This window comes from Formosa haliotis, assembly GCF_001685485.1.
GTDB lineage: Bacteria > Bacteroidota > Bacteroidia > Flavobacteriales > Flavobacteriaceae > Formosa > Formosa haliotis.
In genome coordinates, this window is the sequence record NZ_BDEL01000001.1 from 1,015,492 (window position 1) to 1,030,302 (window position 14,811).

General features: G+C 33.2%; 12 protein-coding genes and 1 riboswitch. Of the genes, 4 read left to right on the forward strand and 8 right to left on the reverse strand.

What is annotated here, in order from left to right; all coding sequences use genetic code 11:
- Window positions 1–48: 48 nt before the first annotated feature.
- Both A9D35_RS04275 and A9D35_RS04280 read right to left on the reverse strand, forming a co-directional pair.
- Window positions 49–3,708, reverse strand: coding sequence for an AAA family ATPase (locus tag A9D35_RS04275; RefSeq protein ID WP_066219486.1), 3,660 nt, complete (start codon window positions 3,706–3,708; stop codon window positions 49–51).
- Between the two features lie 12 nt (window positions 3,709–3,720).
- The gene (locus A9D35_RS04280) at window positions 3,721–4,923 is read right to left on the reverse strand and encodes an exonuclease SbcCD subunit D C-terminal domain-containing protein (RefSeq protein ID WP_066219489.1); all 1,203 of its coding nucleotides are present in this window, start codon (window positions 4,921–4,923) and stop codon (window positions 3,721–3,723) included.
- 270 nt (window positions 4,924–5,193) lie between these two features.
- On the opposite strand from A9D35_RS04280, the gene A9D35_RS04285 reads away from it, so the two are divergent.
- The 3 genes from A9D35_RS04285 (at window position 5,194) to A9D35_RS04295 (ending at window position 8,155) form a co-directional block, all read left to right on the forward strand.
- Entirely contained in the window at window positions 5,194–6,141 is a 948-nt protein-coding gene (locus A9D35_RS04285) for a phosphatase domain-containing protein (RefSeq protein WP_066219491.1), read from the forward strand.
- Window positions 6,142–6,145: 4 nt separating this feature from the next.
- Window positions 6,146–7,048 carry a diacylglycerol/lipid kinase family protein gene (locus A9D35_RS04290; RefSeq protein ID WP_066219494.1) on the forward strand — a complete coding sequence of 301 codons (903 nt, stop codon included), beginning with the start codon at window positions 6,146–6,148 and terminating at the stop codon, window positions 7,046–7,048.
- 225 nt (window positions 7,049–7,273) lie between these two features.
- A complete protein-coding gene (locus A9D35_RS04295) occupies window positions 7,274–8,155 on the forward strand; it encodes an NAD(P)-dependent oxidoreductase (protein ID WP_066219497.1) in 882 nt (293 codons plus the stop codon).
- A gap of 119 nt (window positions 8,156–8,274) precedes the next feature.
- Here the strand turns inward: A9D35_RS04295 and A9D35_RS04300 are convergent, their stop codons facing one another.
- The 6 genes from A9D35_RS04300 to A9D35_RS04325 form a co-directional block, all read right to left on the reverse strand.
- Window positions 8,275–8,550, reverse strand: a complete 276-nt coding sequence (locus A9D35_RS04300; protein ID WP_066219499.1) for a hypothetical protein — start codon at window positions 8,548–8,550, stop codon at window positions 8,275–8,277.
- Window positions 8,551–8,615: 65 nt separating this feature from the next.
- Window positions 8,616–9,131: a GNAT family N-acetyltransferase gene (locus A9D35_RS04305; RefSeq protein WP_066219501.1), complete on the reverse strand. Its 516-nt coding sequence runs from the start codon at window positions 9,129–9,131 to the stop codon at window positions 8,616–8,618.
- 70 nt (window positions 9,132–9,201) lie between these two features.
- Window positions 9,202–9,783, reverse strand: a complete 582-nt coding sequence (locus tag A9D35_RS04310) for a hypothetical protein (RefSeq protein ID WP_066219503.1) — start codon at window positions 9,781–9,783, stop codon at window positions 9,202–9,204.
- Between the two features lie 120 nt (window positions 9,784–9,903).
- A riboswitch (SAM-I-IV-variant riboswitch) is annotated at window positions 9,904–9,996 on the reverse strand.
- 172 nt (window positions 9,997–10,168) lie between these two features.
- On the reverse strand, window positions 10,169–11,221 hold the full coding sequence (locus tag A9D35_RS04315) for an ATP-grasp domain-containing protein (RefSeq protein WP_066225757.1): 1,053 nt from the start codon (window positions 11,219–11,221) through the stop codon (window positions 10,169–10,171).
- A gap of 192 nt (window positions 11,222–11,413) precedes the next feature.
- Window positions 11,414–12,145 (reverse strand): hypothetical protein, encoded by a 732-nt coding sequence (locus A9D35_RS04320; protein ID WP_141675470.1) that lies wholly within the window; start codon window positions 12,143–12,145, stop codon window positions 11,414–11,416.
- Between the two features lie 239 nt (window positions 12,146–12,384).
- Window positions 12,385–13,332 carry a hypothetical protein gene (locus A9D35_RS04325; RefSeq protein ID WP_066219509.1) on the reverse strand — a complete coding sequence of 316 codons (948 nt, stop codon included), beginning with the start codon at window positions 13,330–13,332 and terminating at the stop codon, window positions 12,385–12,387.
- A 406-nt stretch (window positions 13,333–13,738) separates the two neighbouring features.
- Here A9D35_RS04325 and A9D35_RS04330 point away from each other — a divergent pair, with 406 nt between their 5' ends.
- Window positions 13,739–14,743 carry a sugar kinase gene (locus tag A9D35_RS04330; RefSeq protein WP_066219512.1) on the forward strand — a complete coding sequence of 335 codons (1,005 nt, stop codon included), beginning with the start codon at window positions 13,739–13,741 and terminating at the stop codon, window positions 14,741–14,743.
- The last annotated feature ends 68 nt before the right edge of the window (window positions 14,744–14,811 follow it).

Consider the following 14,811-nt stretch of genomic DNA (forward strand, 5'->3'; position numbering starts at 1 on the left):
AACTATCTACCTTTAAAAGTATTTCAGTTAACACTAAGTTTCAACCACTTATTTCTGAACAATATGCAGGACACTCACACCATTATTCTTTTTAGTAATTTGAATTTGAGTAGGAATCCGTTCTTTTAAATTTTCGACATGCGAGATGATACCAATCATTTTACCTTGAGATTGTAGTGTTTCTAAAGTTGAAATTACCGTTTCTAGGGTGTTACTATCTAAAGTCCCAAATCCTTCATCTATAAATAAAGAGTCTATTTTTACATTCTTACTAGCCAAATCAGATAATCCTAAAGCTAAGGCTAAGCTAATAATAAACTTTTCGCCCCCGCTAGACGTATCGACTAATCTCATTTGATCGGTTTGATAATGATCTATTAAACTAAAATTTAATTCTTCTTTTGGCTTGTAATCCTCTTCCATTTTTAGGGAATACCGTTTGTTTAAATTATACAGATGTACATTCGCTAAATCTAACAAATGCTTTAAGGTTAAACGTTGCACATACACATTAAAGGCGTCTTTAGAATTTCCTATAATTTTAAATAATTCGCGCCAAACTCTACAAATTTCTGCTTGCGCCTCTATTTTTTTATAGGTTTCTAGATTTCTTGACCTAATTTCGGCATCTTTCCTAAAGGCTTCTTTAATTTCTCCTTTACCAGCCAATAATTCATCCTTTTTGGTCTTTAACACTTCAAATTGTTGCCTACTTTCTACTTCACTACTATCAATTTTTTTAGAGGCATGTAGCTCCGATATTGCTTTTAAATTGGAATCTTTAAGCGTTTTTAAACGCAGTTGTTTCTTCTCTAATTCGTCTCTGTTTTTATCGAACTTCTCTTTATCGACTTTGTCTAATAAGGCCGTTTCCACTTCAGCTTTATCTTTAAACTCACTGTTTGTTAACTGAGTTTGTAATGCCGAGTTTAAGTGTTGTTTGTGCTGTTGTAATTGCAACTGACTCTCATTATGCTCAACCTTAAGAGCTTCCTTTTTAAGTTTTGTATCTAATACAGCTTGAACCGATTTTTTACTAACCTCAACCTCCTTAGCTAAAGTGGATTTTGCCGTTTGTAAACTATGTCGCTTCGATTCTACCGAAATATCTAAAGGTAAAATAGCTATACGATCTGTTTTCTGTTGAATGATTTTCGCTTCAGATGTCTTCATATCTGTTTGGATGTTTTCCTGAAGTTCAGACTGCGCTTTTAACTCCTTATCAATATGAATTAAATTAGAATTAAACAACTTAACATCCGCCTTTAATTCATCGAGACGTTTTTGTGCCAGAACATAATTCGCTATAGATTTTTCTATGTTTTCTATAAAAGCATTGGTGTTGACTACAGTTGGTAAATCATAATTAAATTTAGCCAATTTAGTGTTCAAAGCACTCTCTAAACCCAAACTCAGTGTAGTTAACTCTGACTTAGATTTTTGTTTAACTTCAATTTCTGACGTTCCGTTTTTAAAGTTTTCTTCTAGCGTAGCCACTTTCAACTTCAAAACACCAATTGCTTCATTTTGATTATTAAATCGGCTTTGGAGTTTATCTTTATCGGTTTGAAGTTTTTGCGAAAAGGTAAGCGTCTCCCCCAATACTTTCAATCTATCGGTCAAGGTGTTTATTTCGATATTTATTTTAGAACCGTGCTTTAAATCGCACGAAATATCCAATTGACTTGCTTTTAAATGAATTTGCTTTATTGTGTCTAATATGATTTGACTCTGCTTAGATATATTTTGTATTGAGGTTATACATTTTACTTCGTTTTTATCAAATTCAGATTTTGAAGTATTTAATTTTTTTAAGATGTCTTTCCTCTTGTTTAATTCCAATTCCGATTTAGAAACTCCAATGGTCTCTAAATGTTCTGCAAACGGATGCACTTTAGAACCACACAAGCCACAAGGTTTCCCAGCTTCTAAATGTTGCCGATCTGCTTCGTATTTAGAAATACTTTTCTCTAAATCTAATATTTTTTCAGCATCGGAAACGGAAATTTCCTGAGTTTCTATTTGTTGCTTAACTGTTGTTAATTGTTTTTGAACAGTAACTAATTCTGCAGATAATGTTGTTTCCTGTTTTTTTATTTCAGTTAATTCCCTTTCTTGCTTTTGTAAGTCTTCAGAGAGTTCTTTGAACTGTTTCCATTGCGATTCCTTTAATCGTAAAGCTTTCTCTTCGGCTAAAAGGTCCCTTACATTATGTTTTACTAATTGCTCTTGTATGGCATTGATTTTCTTTTCAGTTTCTGTAATGCCGAGCATATTTTTCTGCAGTAGTTCCTTGTGCGATTTTAACTGTACAGAAGTTTTCTCAACGTCTTCTGCCTTTTGAACAATAGATTCCGATAGTGCTTTTAATTCTGTTTTCTTCGCATTTAGAGTGGTTAAATCGCTAGTCCATTTGGATAGTTCTGTATCGACTTCTAGTAAAAATTTGTTTTCAGAAATAAAGGTTTCCCCTATTTTAATTTTTGCTTCGGTTTCTGATAGGTCTTTTGAAATCTTAGTTTTATCTGTATTTAAATTTTCTATTTTAGTTTGCGTTTCACGTACCTTAACTTTCAATTTTGTTAAGTTTTCACCCTCAGTTTTTATTTTGCCATCTAGAGTAGTAATACTATCAAATTTAGGTAACCAAGCATTAAAAACTTCTTCTGCTTTACTTAAAGTATCGGTCTGTGTTTTAAACCGTAAATTTTGCTGCTCAATTTCTGGCTCTAATTGTTTAAGTTCAGCTTCTAAAACTTTTAACTGATTGGATTTGTCTAACAGCGTTTTTTCTGTTCTATTTATTTCGACTAAAAGCTCTTTAAACGGCTCTGCTTTTTCATTTAAATCTAAAGCTTGAAATTCGGGTTTGTGGGATTCAAATTCTTGATGTAATACATGTAGGTCCTCCTCTATTGTTTTTGAAGTTTTTGTCAATTCCGAAAACGAAGTATACCAATTTATAATATGTTGTACAGCATCGATATTCTTTTGTGCTGTAAGAATTTCGGCATCGAGTGCCTGATCTTTTTGAGATAATTCAATTTTCTTTTCGTCGCTTAAAATGTCATCCGAATTAATTTTAGCTTCTAAATCTTTAAGCTTACTATCTTCAAGAGATTTTCGTTCCAAAATTCCTTGTCCGATTTTTTTATAAATCTGTTCTCCGGTTATTTGCTCTAACAATTTCCCTTTTTCGGGACCTTTAGCCGATAAAAATGAAGCAAATTCGCCTTGGGCTAACATAACCGATCTTAAAAACTGATTGTAATCTAATTGGGTTACACGAACAACTTCTGAGAGTACTTGCCGTTTCTGATCGGCTAAAATTTCACCTGTAGTTAGGTTTTTTAAACTGACTTTTTCTTGAGGATTTTGAAGCCGTTTACCGGTACTTGTGCTTAGGCACATACTCCAAATTGCCTCGTAAACCATGGCTTTATTTTCAAAAGTTAGACGACTTATAGCCTCATGGGCACCATGACTAACAACATCGATCAAGCTCCCTTTTGTATTGTTAAAGCGCGGAACACTCTGATATAAGGCAATAGTTATGGCATCTAAAATAGTGGTTTTTCCGGCTCCTGTAGATCCCGTTATGGCGTATAATCCGACGTCTTTAAAGGCTTCATTTTCAAAATCGATAACAATAGGAGTATCAGATTTCAATGAATTTATATTTTGTAATTCTACTTTTAAAATTTTCATTTTTACCGACTCTTATTGATTTTTAACCGATTGTAAGATTTCATTAAACGCATCCCAAATTTCTGGAGTTTGTTTTAAATCGTAGCCCATTTCCTCACATTTCAATTTAAAAACTTCTGTAGGTTGTAACTCTTTTATAGATTTTGTACTTTCTAATAATTCTTCTATACCCTTAATTTTTCGTTGATGTTTTAAAGACATTTTTAAAATTTCGAACGGATACTTTTCTGCTTCTAATTTTAATATATCGGTATTAACCGTATGGTCTTCATCTAGTATAATTTCTACCCAAGGTGTTAATTGATATGGGTTAGACATAAGTTTAGGAAATTCTGCTATACATTCCTCTAACGTACCCGACACCCTGTAAAATTCCCTAAAACGTGGCACCTCCACAGGGGATACATTTTTAATTGCATTATGTTCAACCGTTAAAACCAGAATTTGTTTATCGTAATTAATCTCACTAAAGCTTAAAATATGAGGAGATCCAGAATATCTAACCCGATTAGTACCGCCAATAACTTGTGGTCTGTGCAAATGCCCAAGGGCAATATAATCGAAATATTCAGGAAAATCTTCGGCACCAATATGCCCTAAAGTCCCCACATAAATGTTTTGTTCGCTATCTGAAACAGAGCCACCAGTTGCGAATAAATGGCCCATGCCTATTACCGGTGCATGGGTCGTATTTATTAGTTTACACTGCTCGGCAGATTTTTTATAATGATTAATTAGAGCGGTTTTATATTTATCTGTCAATTCATCAAAAGTTTCTCCTGCTACTGCTTTTCTAATATCCCCGTCTCGTAAATACGGAACAGCACCAATAATAACAGCTTCTCCTTTTACCTCAATTTTAAATACTTCATCGGCTATGTTTTCGGTAGCTTTACCAACCACATGAATAGACAACGCTCCCAAAATATGTTTAGGCGCATTTAAAGTTCCTGCAGAATCGTGATTCCCTCCAGTAATAATAACAGACGAGCAACTGGTGCCTTTTAATTTCACTAAAAAACTGTAGTACATTTCTAGACTTTGATTAGAAGGTGATCCCGTATCAAAGACATCTCCCGAAATTAGCAACACATCAATCTCTTGGTCTATAATATAGTGTTCTATCCAATTTAAGAATAAGGTTTGCTCCTCGAATTGCGATTGTTCGTGCAATCTATGTCCTAAATGCCAGTCGGCAGTATGAAGTATTTTCAATGCAATTTTTTATTAATGAGTTTACTAAATTAGGTTATAAATTGACATCGTATAACCTAACCTTTGAGTTGCTGAAATTAATAATTTAAATCGAAATGAAATTGAGGATAACCGTAAAAGAATCCTATTTTTTTAATATAATAAATGTATTCTAAAGTTTACAAATCAATTATTAAGAAGTCTATCGCTTCCTAAATTATATTAAAATTCTAACAACTAATCTTCAAAATTTAAGTAAATTTCTAAAGGATTTTTAAAAGGAATTTCAATTTGAATAAAAAAGAAAAAGCTGTTGTTATTTGGCATTTAACATGTTTACATTTAGAAGGTAAAACCTTAATAAAAGGAACGCTTCTAGAAAGATTACCTCAACCATATAATGCCAATACAAGAACATACCAACATGCTTCCCATGTATTGCAAACCTATTTGACCAATCCTTATAAAAATGCAGATATTTGGATTGTCACCGAGGCGGAAACCGTTCAAGTCCAAACCGATGATTCCGGTAATTTTCAAATGCTAAGCTCGTATACCCTGGAGAAACAACCGGCTTTTAAAATTTCGGAAGATGGTCCATTTTTAAAGGTAGCACAAACTTACCCGATAACTTTTCCATGTTCCAAGAGCCCCTTTGATGTGATTTCTGATATCGATGATACTGCCATACATTCTTATAGTACTCAATTTTTAAAACGTGTTATTAAAATACTTTTTTATACTCCATCGGAAAGAGATGTAGTAAGCGGCACACAACAATTATTGCAGGGATTTAATTTACATGGCGCACGCATAAATTATGTTTCTAAAAGTGAAAGCAATTTGTTTTACCTTTTAGCAAAAGTTTTTAAAACTCATAAATTACCCCAAGGTGCCATGTTGCTTACCCCCTATCTAAGCCTGCTTGAACTACTAATACCGAAAAAGGGATTAGATTTTAAATTTGAAACCATTCAATTCCTACTAACACATACGCCTCATAAAAAATACGTATTAATTGGCGACGATAGCCAGAAGGATGTTGTGGTATACACTAAAATAATTAAAGCTTTTCCAAATCGTATTTTAAAGGTATATATACGACAAACACAACCTGAGTTACAGGCCAACCAAAAAGAAAATCTAGATGCTTTATTGGCCACACAAGTTCCGGTCTTATACTTTAAACAGGATAACTTTATCGATGTAAAACAAGAACTACTAACACTAAAACAATAGAGAAATGAAACTATTATTCGTAGTTAACCCCATATCTGGAGGTATAGATAAAGAACCTTTTTTAACAGATGCCAAGGCATTTTGCAAGAAATATGCGATCACTTATAAAGTGTTTAAAACTTCAGGATCGCAGGACGAAGAAGGTTTAAAAATTGTTTTAGATACTTTTAAACCAGATCGAGTGGCGTCTGTTGGTGGTGATGGTACCACTCTGTTTACGGCCATAGTTTTACAAAACACGAATCTTCCCATGGGAATTATTCCTTTAGGTTCTGCCAATGGTATGGCTACAGAGCTTAATGTAAATTCAAAACCAATAGAAGCCTTAAAAGACTTAATCATTTCTGAAGTTATTGGAGATTTAGATATGGTTTTAGTAAACGACACGTACCATTCTATACATATTGGCGATGTGGGTATAAACGCTAAGATTGTTGAGGCTTACGAGAAAGATAAAAATAGAGGAATGGTGACTTATGCGAAATATTTTTTAGAAGAAATACAGAACATAGAACCTTTTGCTATTACCATAGAAGCCAACGACAAACATATAGAGGAAGAAGGTGTCATGCTAGGCATTTCGAATTCTCGAAAATATGGAACGGGCGTTCCTTTAAATGCCGAAGGGAACCCTATGGATGGTAAATTTGAACTTGTTGTTGTAAGAAAAATTGATGCCAATCTTTTGTTGAAAGCCGGCTTATCTAAATTTGACGATCGCTTTTACGATGGTGAAAACCAATTCATTTTAAGTACCGATAGTGCTAAAATAAGTTTTGAAACACCTAGAATGTTACAACTGGATGGTGAAATTATAGGAAAGTTTAAATCCCTTAAAGTAGACATTCTAAAAGGTGCTGTAAAACTGATAACTCATCATGATAATATGTATATAAAGCGTAAATAATAACTTCTTATTTAAGAATTACGTTCTATTTAAGAAGAAAATTATTACCCCTAACCCCCTCTTAGTGTATTTATTATCTATGCTAAAGGAGCCATTTTAGTCGTTTTTTATGCCAAACATTAGAATTCATCTTAAGAAAACGTTATAGAATGCGCTTTTATTAGCCGAAAACGGTATTTTATAAAAGAGATGTATATCTTTGCATCAAACATTTATAAATAAAATATGGAAAAACCAACTATTGGATTTATTGGACTTGGCCTTATGGGTGGAAACATGGTAGAAAATCTACAAAAAAGAGGGTTCGAGTTAATAGTAATGGATCTTAATAAGGACGAAGTTGCAAAAGTTATCGCTCGCGGTAATGCTACGGAAGCGTCTTCTCCTAAAGAATTAGCTGAAAAAAGTGATATTATAATGTTCTGTCTTACAACATCTGCTGTTGTAGAAAAGATCGTTTATGGTGAAAATGGTATTTTAGCTGGAATTAAAGAAGGTTCCGTTTTGATTGATTTCGGGACATCTATTCCTGCTTCTACAATCAAAATTGGTAAAGACTTAGCAGAAAAAGGTGCTGGAATGATTGATGCGCCTCTTGGACGTACTCCTGCACATGCGAAAGACGGCTTGCTTAACATTATGGCAGCTGGAGATAAAGACACATTTGAAAAAGTAAAACCTATTTTAGACCAACAAGGTGAAAATGTATTTTACTTAGGCGGACTTGGATCTGGTCATACAACAAAGTTAATTAACAACTTTATGGGAATGACAACTGTAGTTGCTATGTCTCAAGCTTTTGCTGCTGCAAAACTAGCTGGAGTAGACAAGCAACAACTTTTTGATATCATGTCTTCTGGACCATCTAACTCACCATTTATGAAATTCTGTAAAAACTACGCTGTAGACGACGTAAGTGATTTAGGATTCTCTATTGCAAATGCCAATAAAGATTTAGGGTATTTTGTACAAATGATGAATGATCTTGGAACAGTTTCAAAAATTGCTGAAGCAACATCTTCAAACTTACAAGCTGCTTTAAATGCAGATATGGGTAGTGGTAATGTACCAGAAATTTACGATTACTTCGTATCTTTAGAAAAATAATTCGGTAGCTTTTTATACTGATTAGTAACCCGCCTGAATAGGCGGGTTTTCCTTTTTATAAAACACCCATTGTTCTAAATCTATGTACTCTAGACGAGGAACATAAAATACAGAATTCTCTAATGTTTTTTCAAGCCCTTATTAACACGCCCTAAAAAAAGCAGCAAATCGTTATCTATATCTTTTGCGTTATCTAAAATCACTTCTAGGATTTTTTCGGAAGTTTTAAGAAACTCTAGTTCGGCATCTTCTAAAGCTTTGCCATAGTTTAGCATTTCAACAAAAAACAGAGTCACAGCATCCTTTTCTTCGATCATCTTAGTACTAGCAACAATTTCAGAAAACCGTTTGTTTCTGTGCTTATTTCCAAATTCCTCAATATCGATATCCGTCATTTAGTTTACTTTTTAAAAATTATATTTAGTTTAGATGAATTAATTAGCCCTACCATCCCTAGAAATTAATATTTCAGGAACATGATATGATTAGGGTTTGAGCGCGTTTCCGATATTTTAAAATTATAGGCTCCGGCAATCTTAAACCCCATTTTGTTATAAAAATCTATCGCTCGTTGATTATTCACCCAAACAGCTAACCAAATCCCTTTCTGATGTTCATTTTTAGACAATTGTATATTATAATCAAATAATTTAGCACCTAATCCTTGACCGTAAAATGCGTTTAAAAGATAGAGTCGATCAAGTTTAGTAACATTCAATTCTGGGATATCTTTATTGGGTGTGCTCAGTTCTATTTTTGAAAATCCAGCCACTTCCTCATTACAATAAATAATATGATAATGTGCTTTCGTATTTTTAAACTCCTCCGCTATTTGCTGCGTATTATAAGTCTTAGTTATAAAACTATTTAAATCTTCTGCAGAAGCGCTAGTGCCGTGAGATTCTAAAAATGCCTGTCTACCAATTTCAGCAATTAATTCAGAATGCTCAACATTTGCTTTTATTATTTTAATCATAGCATTTAGGGAGACTAACTTTTTTATTCTCCGCGTACAAAATTAATAGATTCAGAGCATTTAATACCCACTATAATGGAAACATACTTTCATAAAGCTCGGGGTAATCTCGTTTTAAATTTTCACATAAGTCCGAATAAAAGGTATTCCATTCTTCTTCAATCATTTCATTACCTGCTTTACCCGTAGCTACCGATATTGCAACCCCACTTCTCCATGGTATTGGTATATTTAAATCCTTTTCAATATTCTTTCTGCGTATGGCTGTAGCTAGCATACCTACACCTGTTCCTCGTGCCGGTGGAACAGCCTCCTTTAGCTGTTTTACCACCGCTTCTTTTACAGATTCTGTTTGATTATAGGCTATATGCAATGTGCTTATTTTGTTTAGTTTATTATTTGAAATGGCTTCATTAATTGGTATTAACAACACCCATTTTGCCTGGGTTTGAACTAAGAAATCGCTTCTATTTTTATTTATTACATAGGTAGTACCGGTAAAATTTTTATCGGTATCAAAATATAATATCTGATAGTCTTTAGATTGTGAAAAATCGAATAGTGTATTCAATGTATAATGCGATTTGTAAAATAAATGGTAACCTTCGGCTAATCTGAGCTCGTGAATTTTAATTATGGTATCCTCTAACAAATTAAGAGACCCTTCTAATTTTTTGATTCTTGGTTACTAAAATGTAGTGTGATAATAGATGTCATACAAATAAGATTTAATTAATAAAATGTTATTTGTATTTCGAAAAAGCCATAGCGTTTTTAACGTTTATTTTGACTGAAAGTCCGTATTGTTTTACCACCGTGGTGTCTTCACTCGGTTGGTACCCATATAGGATTCGAAATACCTGATAAAGATATAAAATTTACTTGGCTTATCCTTAAAGGATAGGACAATATTTTGATTATTCTATTTAGGAAGGTTTATCTTGAATGGAAAGAAGTTTTCAGTATATAGTTGGTAGTTAATCATTAAACACGACTTGAGCCGTAATTATTACACTTTTTAAATGTTATACTTTTCTTTACTTATCACTAGCTTTCCATTTTAGGTTTAGAATATTACTCAATAAATCAAAATAATTCCATCCAATTTTTCTTGCAGAAAGCAAAGTTAGACTATCCTGATTTTTTCTATGAGGCCTTGAAGGTCCAGTCATATTCGGTTTCATGTTGAGATCGAATAAAAAGTATTTGCCTTGTTTATTAGCCCTACAATCTATTCGAATAGGAGCTTTTATTTCAATTAACTCTGCCGCTTTGATACAATGCTTATACACTTCCTGAATTTCATTGGTTAGAAGTTCGTCATCACTCAAAACTTCACTGTTCTCCATTACAGCAACAACCCCATTATAAGGAGCTATTCCGTTATTATGATTAAATCTTTTTACAGCTGGCAAACACCAAGGTCGGCTAAAAAATTCTTCGGTATTATTTATTATATAATTTCCTTTTGGCATCACTGTAATTGTAATTTCCTGTCCGTTTAAAAATGGCTCAACATAAGCCAAGTTACCAAATGTTCCCTCAGAAAATAATTTATTTAAACATGCTATGAGTTCATTTTGGCTATCAATTTTAGTCACGCCTTGACTTCCCCTTCCTCTAATGGGCTTTAAAACCAATGGAAAATCTAACGATAAATCATTAAAATTCGTACTGGTAATTAATTCATTTTTTGGAATAGGGATTTGATTAGATTTTAATAAATTGTTTGTAACCATTTTATCATCAAAAACACCAACCGTTTCAGGTATTTGTCCTACAATTTCGATTCCCCGATCTAAAAATGATTCTATCGGATGATTTTTGTATAGCACCGTATTCAACCAAAAGATATTTGCTCCATGATTTAATGCGAGTTCTATTCCATTTTTTGTATCAGGAAAAACCCAATCTTTATCTAAATTTAGATTAGGATTTTTTATAGGCGTCAGTACATCAATATTGTTTTTGATTAATTGAAATGCAATATCTGCTCCGCTGTCGGAATAACCACCTGGTTTCATAGGTTTTTGTACGCCGTCAATTGACGGTGGACATTGAGCTTGGTACAATATTGCGATGTTATTCATTTTTCTCATGATTTTTTTCCTGTATAAAGGAATATAATTCCCATACATATTCCAAAAAACAAGGTATACAAGCCTCTATGATCCAAAATCTAGCCGGTCGCCAAAGCCAAATCCCGCTGATATCGTAAATAAAGAATTCCTGATTCAAGGCAATCACCTAGATTACCAAAGTTTATTCTATAGTTTTATAACCTATTTTTTATAAATCGGCGTAAGTTTTGCAAGATACGCTAGCGTTATTTTGTAAGCATCTTGCGTTTTCCAAAATGAAGCATGTTCTTTACTGAACAGATTGTCTCCTTTATCACTATAAATATTCATCGTAATATTCGTTGAATAATTTTGTGTAGAATTGCTATATGTACTAGTATTACTGCTTTGATTATTATTCCAAATATCTCCAACAATATGACCATTTTTATCTACATAAGCCTTATTTGGTTTAGATGTTGTTGTGGTATTACTATAATTAGTTACTTCCGAAGGTTCTATAGAAACTAAACCTTGAACAACATATTCTACACTCAAAATATTACAAATCTCACCCATAGTGTAACCCTCTAAATTGTTATTATGTACTCCAGCCTTTGCCAATAACGCATTTGTTGTTGATGGATCTTGAAATTCTAAAAGTGAAGCTTTCTTTTTAAAGATATCAAAAGTCTCCTGTTGAATTTTTTTTGTCATTAACCCATTACTAGTTTCTTGATTGTTAATATATCCAAAAGGTAAAATTGCTACTTTGTTATGATGTTCTTCTAAATCTAAATTGGAATTATTATCTAACTTATTATAAAACTCAACACGTCCTGAAGCAAAAGTAATTTTAACAATATCTGACTTTTTAACCGTATATTCTACAGTTTCATTTTGATAAATAAATTGAAGATCATCAGAATTAATTTTAATAACCTTTCCGTTCATCTCCTCCCCATTAATTTTTAGAATAACGTCTGTTTGTGCATGAGTAATATTTACAAGGAAAAGGAAAAAAAGGAAAAAAAATAACTGTTCTTTATTTATTCGAATCATAATAATTAAGAAATGGGTTTAATTCAATTAAAATTGCCTTACGGCTTTGCTTAGTTTCTAAAATAAGCATTTTTTTTATCAAGTGTTACCCTTAGTTTTATGAATTAAAATACTTCTCAAAGCCTTTAACCTTATTTTACCAGCTGTAACTCTTCTCGCAATTTTTCGTCAGTTCGTTTTTTTTGATTCCAGTACGGTTCGTTTATACTCATTATTAAATGAGCTTCTGTAATTAATCCATTACCATCATCTTCTATCCATGACAGGATTTTATAAGGAAAGTGTTTTTCAACCTGTATACTCACCGTTCTGTTATAATTCTGGTATGCTATAGTATACTGCATCGTGGAATCAGTTTCTGTTTTGCTGATATTAGCTTTGGCAACATCCAAATCCTTATGTGCAAAACGACTATATAAAGTGGATAAAATTATGTCCGTATCGCCTAATGGTAATTGTCCGTTACTTATTCGAATTCGGGACATAAGTTCGTCTTCTAAAAGCGCAATAGAAATGTTTTTTTCGGTATCACCCTCCGATTCAAAATACGAAAATTGTTGAAATTTATATTGGGTTTCTCCCAGATTTAATTGCGTAAAGGTATGGCCGCACCATTCTTGAACACTCGTATTAACCTTTAAAGTGTTAGGATATTTTTGAGTTTGTATAGGCGTAAATGTAGATGTCACGATAGAATAATCGTAAATACCGGTATTAAATTTTCTTATGTTATTTAATTTCAAAACCGAAATTTTATCAGATCCTGCTGCTTTTGGCCGATCTAGTTTCACCTGCTTACTTAACGAAAAGGGTTCTGTGACAAATATAAGTACCACTTCCCCATCACGGATTTCGCCATAACGAGATTGCTTTAAAGCATAACTATTAATTTCTGCTTTTCCAGAATACCAATAAGCCTTAAACTCATCGCTAATCGGGACCTCTTTTTCTTGATTTGAATTGACCGCTACCGCCGTTTTTTCTTTTGCTACTGTCTTCGTCGCTCCAGACTGGTCTTGTTTACAAGACCAAAATAAAATTGAAAGGAGGATGCAGTATGTTGTTATTAAGTGTCTCATTTTAATAATCTTTAATGTGCTATGATTAATATTAAAAATTGTCTGCTATTTTACAAGCAATTAGCATTTATATTTTCCAGAATATATGTCTTTTACTTTTCATATTTTTTTTCAAATGGGGGCTTTGGTGGCTACAGTTTCCCTCCCTTCTCAAACCGTTCATTTTCAACCTATTCCCCTACCTTTTTTCAATCTTAGGCATTCTAGTAATAATGTAAGAAAAAAATAGAAACACGAACAAGATTTTCGTTTCCTTTAATAAAATTGTATTTTTAAGAGTCTAAAACATCTTAACCGCATAAAAATCGCTATAGTTGTTAAACCTATCTAAGATACATTAAACTTTAAAACAAAGGAGTAAATACCTTAAAATCACAAATTAAACGAATAAAATAAAACAAAAAATATGGCAAAAAGACTGGTAACATTTGGTGAAGTAATGATGCGCTTATCGCCTCCAGGATATTTAAAATTTTCGCAAGCAAATTCTTTCGATCTTGTGTACGGTGGCGGCGAAGCTAATGTTGCAATTTCATGTGCATATCTTGGTATGAAAGCGGCCCATATGACTCGCTTTCCTGATAATTCCTTAGGAAGAGCTGCCACTCAATTTTTAAGAAAGAATTGGTTAAGTACCGATCAAATTATATACGGAGACAATAAGTTGGGTATGTATTTTCTAGAGAAGGGTGCTGTTCACCGTCCTAGTGTTGTGGTTTACGAAAGAGAAGGTTCTGCGTTTTCTTTAATACAACCCGGAATGATTGATTGGGAAGATGTTTTAAAAGACGCCGATTGGTTTCATTGGACAGGAATAACACCTGCCATTTCTGAAGGTGCCGCCCTATCTTGTTTAGAAGCCATTAAAACAGCAAACAAAATGGGCATCATAGTTTCTGGCGATATAAACTCTAGAAAAAACATGTGGAAATATGGAAAAAGCATGCAAGAGGTTATGCCCGAATTGGTACAACATACCGATATAGTGATTACTAGTCCGAGAGGGATTAACGAAATGTTCGGCCTTGGAGAAGTAGGCGGGAAATTTAAAGATTCTGCTAAAGCCTTAATGGATGCTTTTCCTAGAATACGAAAAGTAGTTGGTAAAAAAAGAAAATCTATAAGTGCTTCTGAGCAAGAAATTCAAGGGCGAATTTGGACAGGAACAGAATATATTAAAACCGAGATATTCGAAATATCGCATGTTATTGACCGTGTAGGGACTGGTGATGCTTTTGCCGCCGGATTAATATATGGACTTCTACATTACGACAACGATTTAGATGCCCTTAATTTTGCATCGGCAGCCTGTGCCTTAAAGCATACCATACTTGGAGATGTAAATATGGTGTCTTTAGAGAATATTACTAGCCTAATGGGTGGTGATACTTCTGGTGCCTTAAAACGTTAGTCTATAAAACGTAAAAAATCTATTGAAATTTATTAGACTAAAACATAAATAACAGAGGGTGTTATTCT

What these genes read in the sequence shown, in the direction of transcription:
- A9D35_RS04275 (WP_066219486.1), bottom strand. Translation starts at nt 3,708, where the DNA reads ATGAAAATTTTAAAAGTAGAATTACAAAATATAAATTCATTGAAATCT.
- A9D35_RS04295 (WP_066219497.1), top strand. Translation starts at nt 7,274, where the DNA reads ATGGAAAAACCAACTATTGGATTTATTGGACTTGGCCTTATGGGTGGA.
- A9D35_RS04315 (WP_066225757.1), bottom strand. Translation starts at nt 11,221, where the DNA reads ATGAATAACATCGCAATATTGTACCAAGCTCAATGTCCACCGTCAATT.
- A9D35_RS04320 (WP_141675470.1), bottom strand. Translation starts at nt 12,145, where the DNA reads ATGAACGGAAAGGTTATTAAAATTAATTCTGATGATCTTCAATTTATT.
- A9D35_RS04300 (WP_066219499.1), bottom strand. Translation starts at nt 8,550, where the DNA reads ATGACGGATATCGATATTGAGGAATTTGGAAATAAGCACAGAAACAAA.
- A9D35_RS04290 (WP_066219494.1), top strand. Translation starts at nt 6,146, where the DNA reads ATGAAACTATTATTCGTAGTTAACCCCATATCTGGAGGTATAGATAAA.
- A9D35_RS04325 (WP_066219509.1), bottom strand. Translation starts at nt 13,332, where the DNA reads ATGAGACACTTAATAACAACATACTGCATCCTCCTTTCAATTTTATTT.
- A9D35_RS04330 (WP_066219512.1), top strand. Translation starts at nt 13,739, where the DNA reads ATGGCAAAAAGACTGGTAACATTTGGTGAAGTAATGATGCGCTTATCG.
- A9D35_RS04305 (WP_066219501.1), bottom strand. Translation starts at nt 9,131, where the DNA reads ATGATTAAAATAATAAAAGCAAATGTTGAGCATTCTGAATTAATTGCT.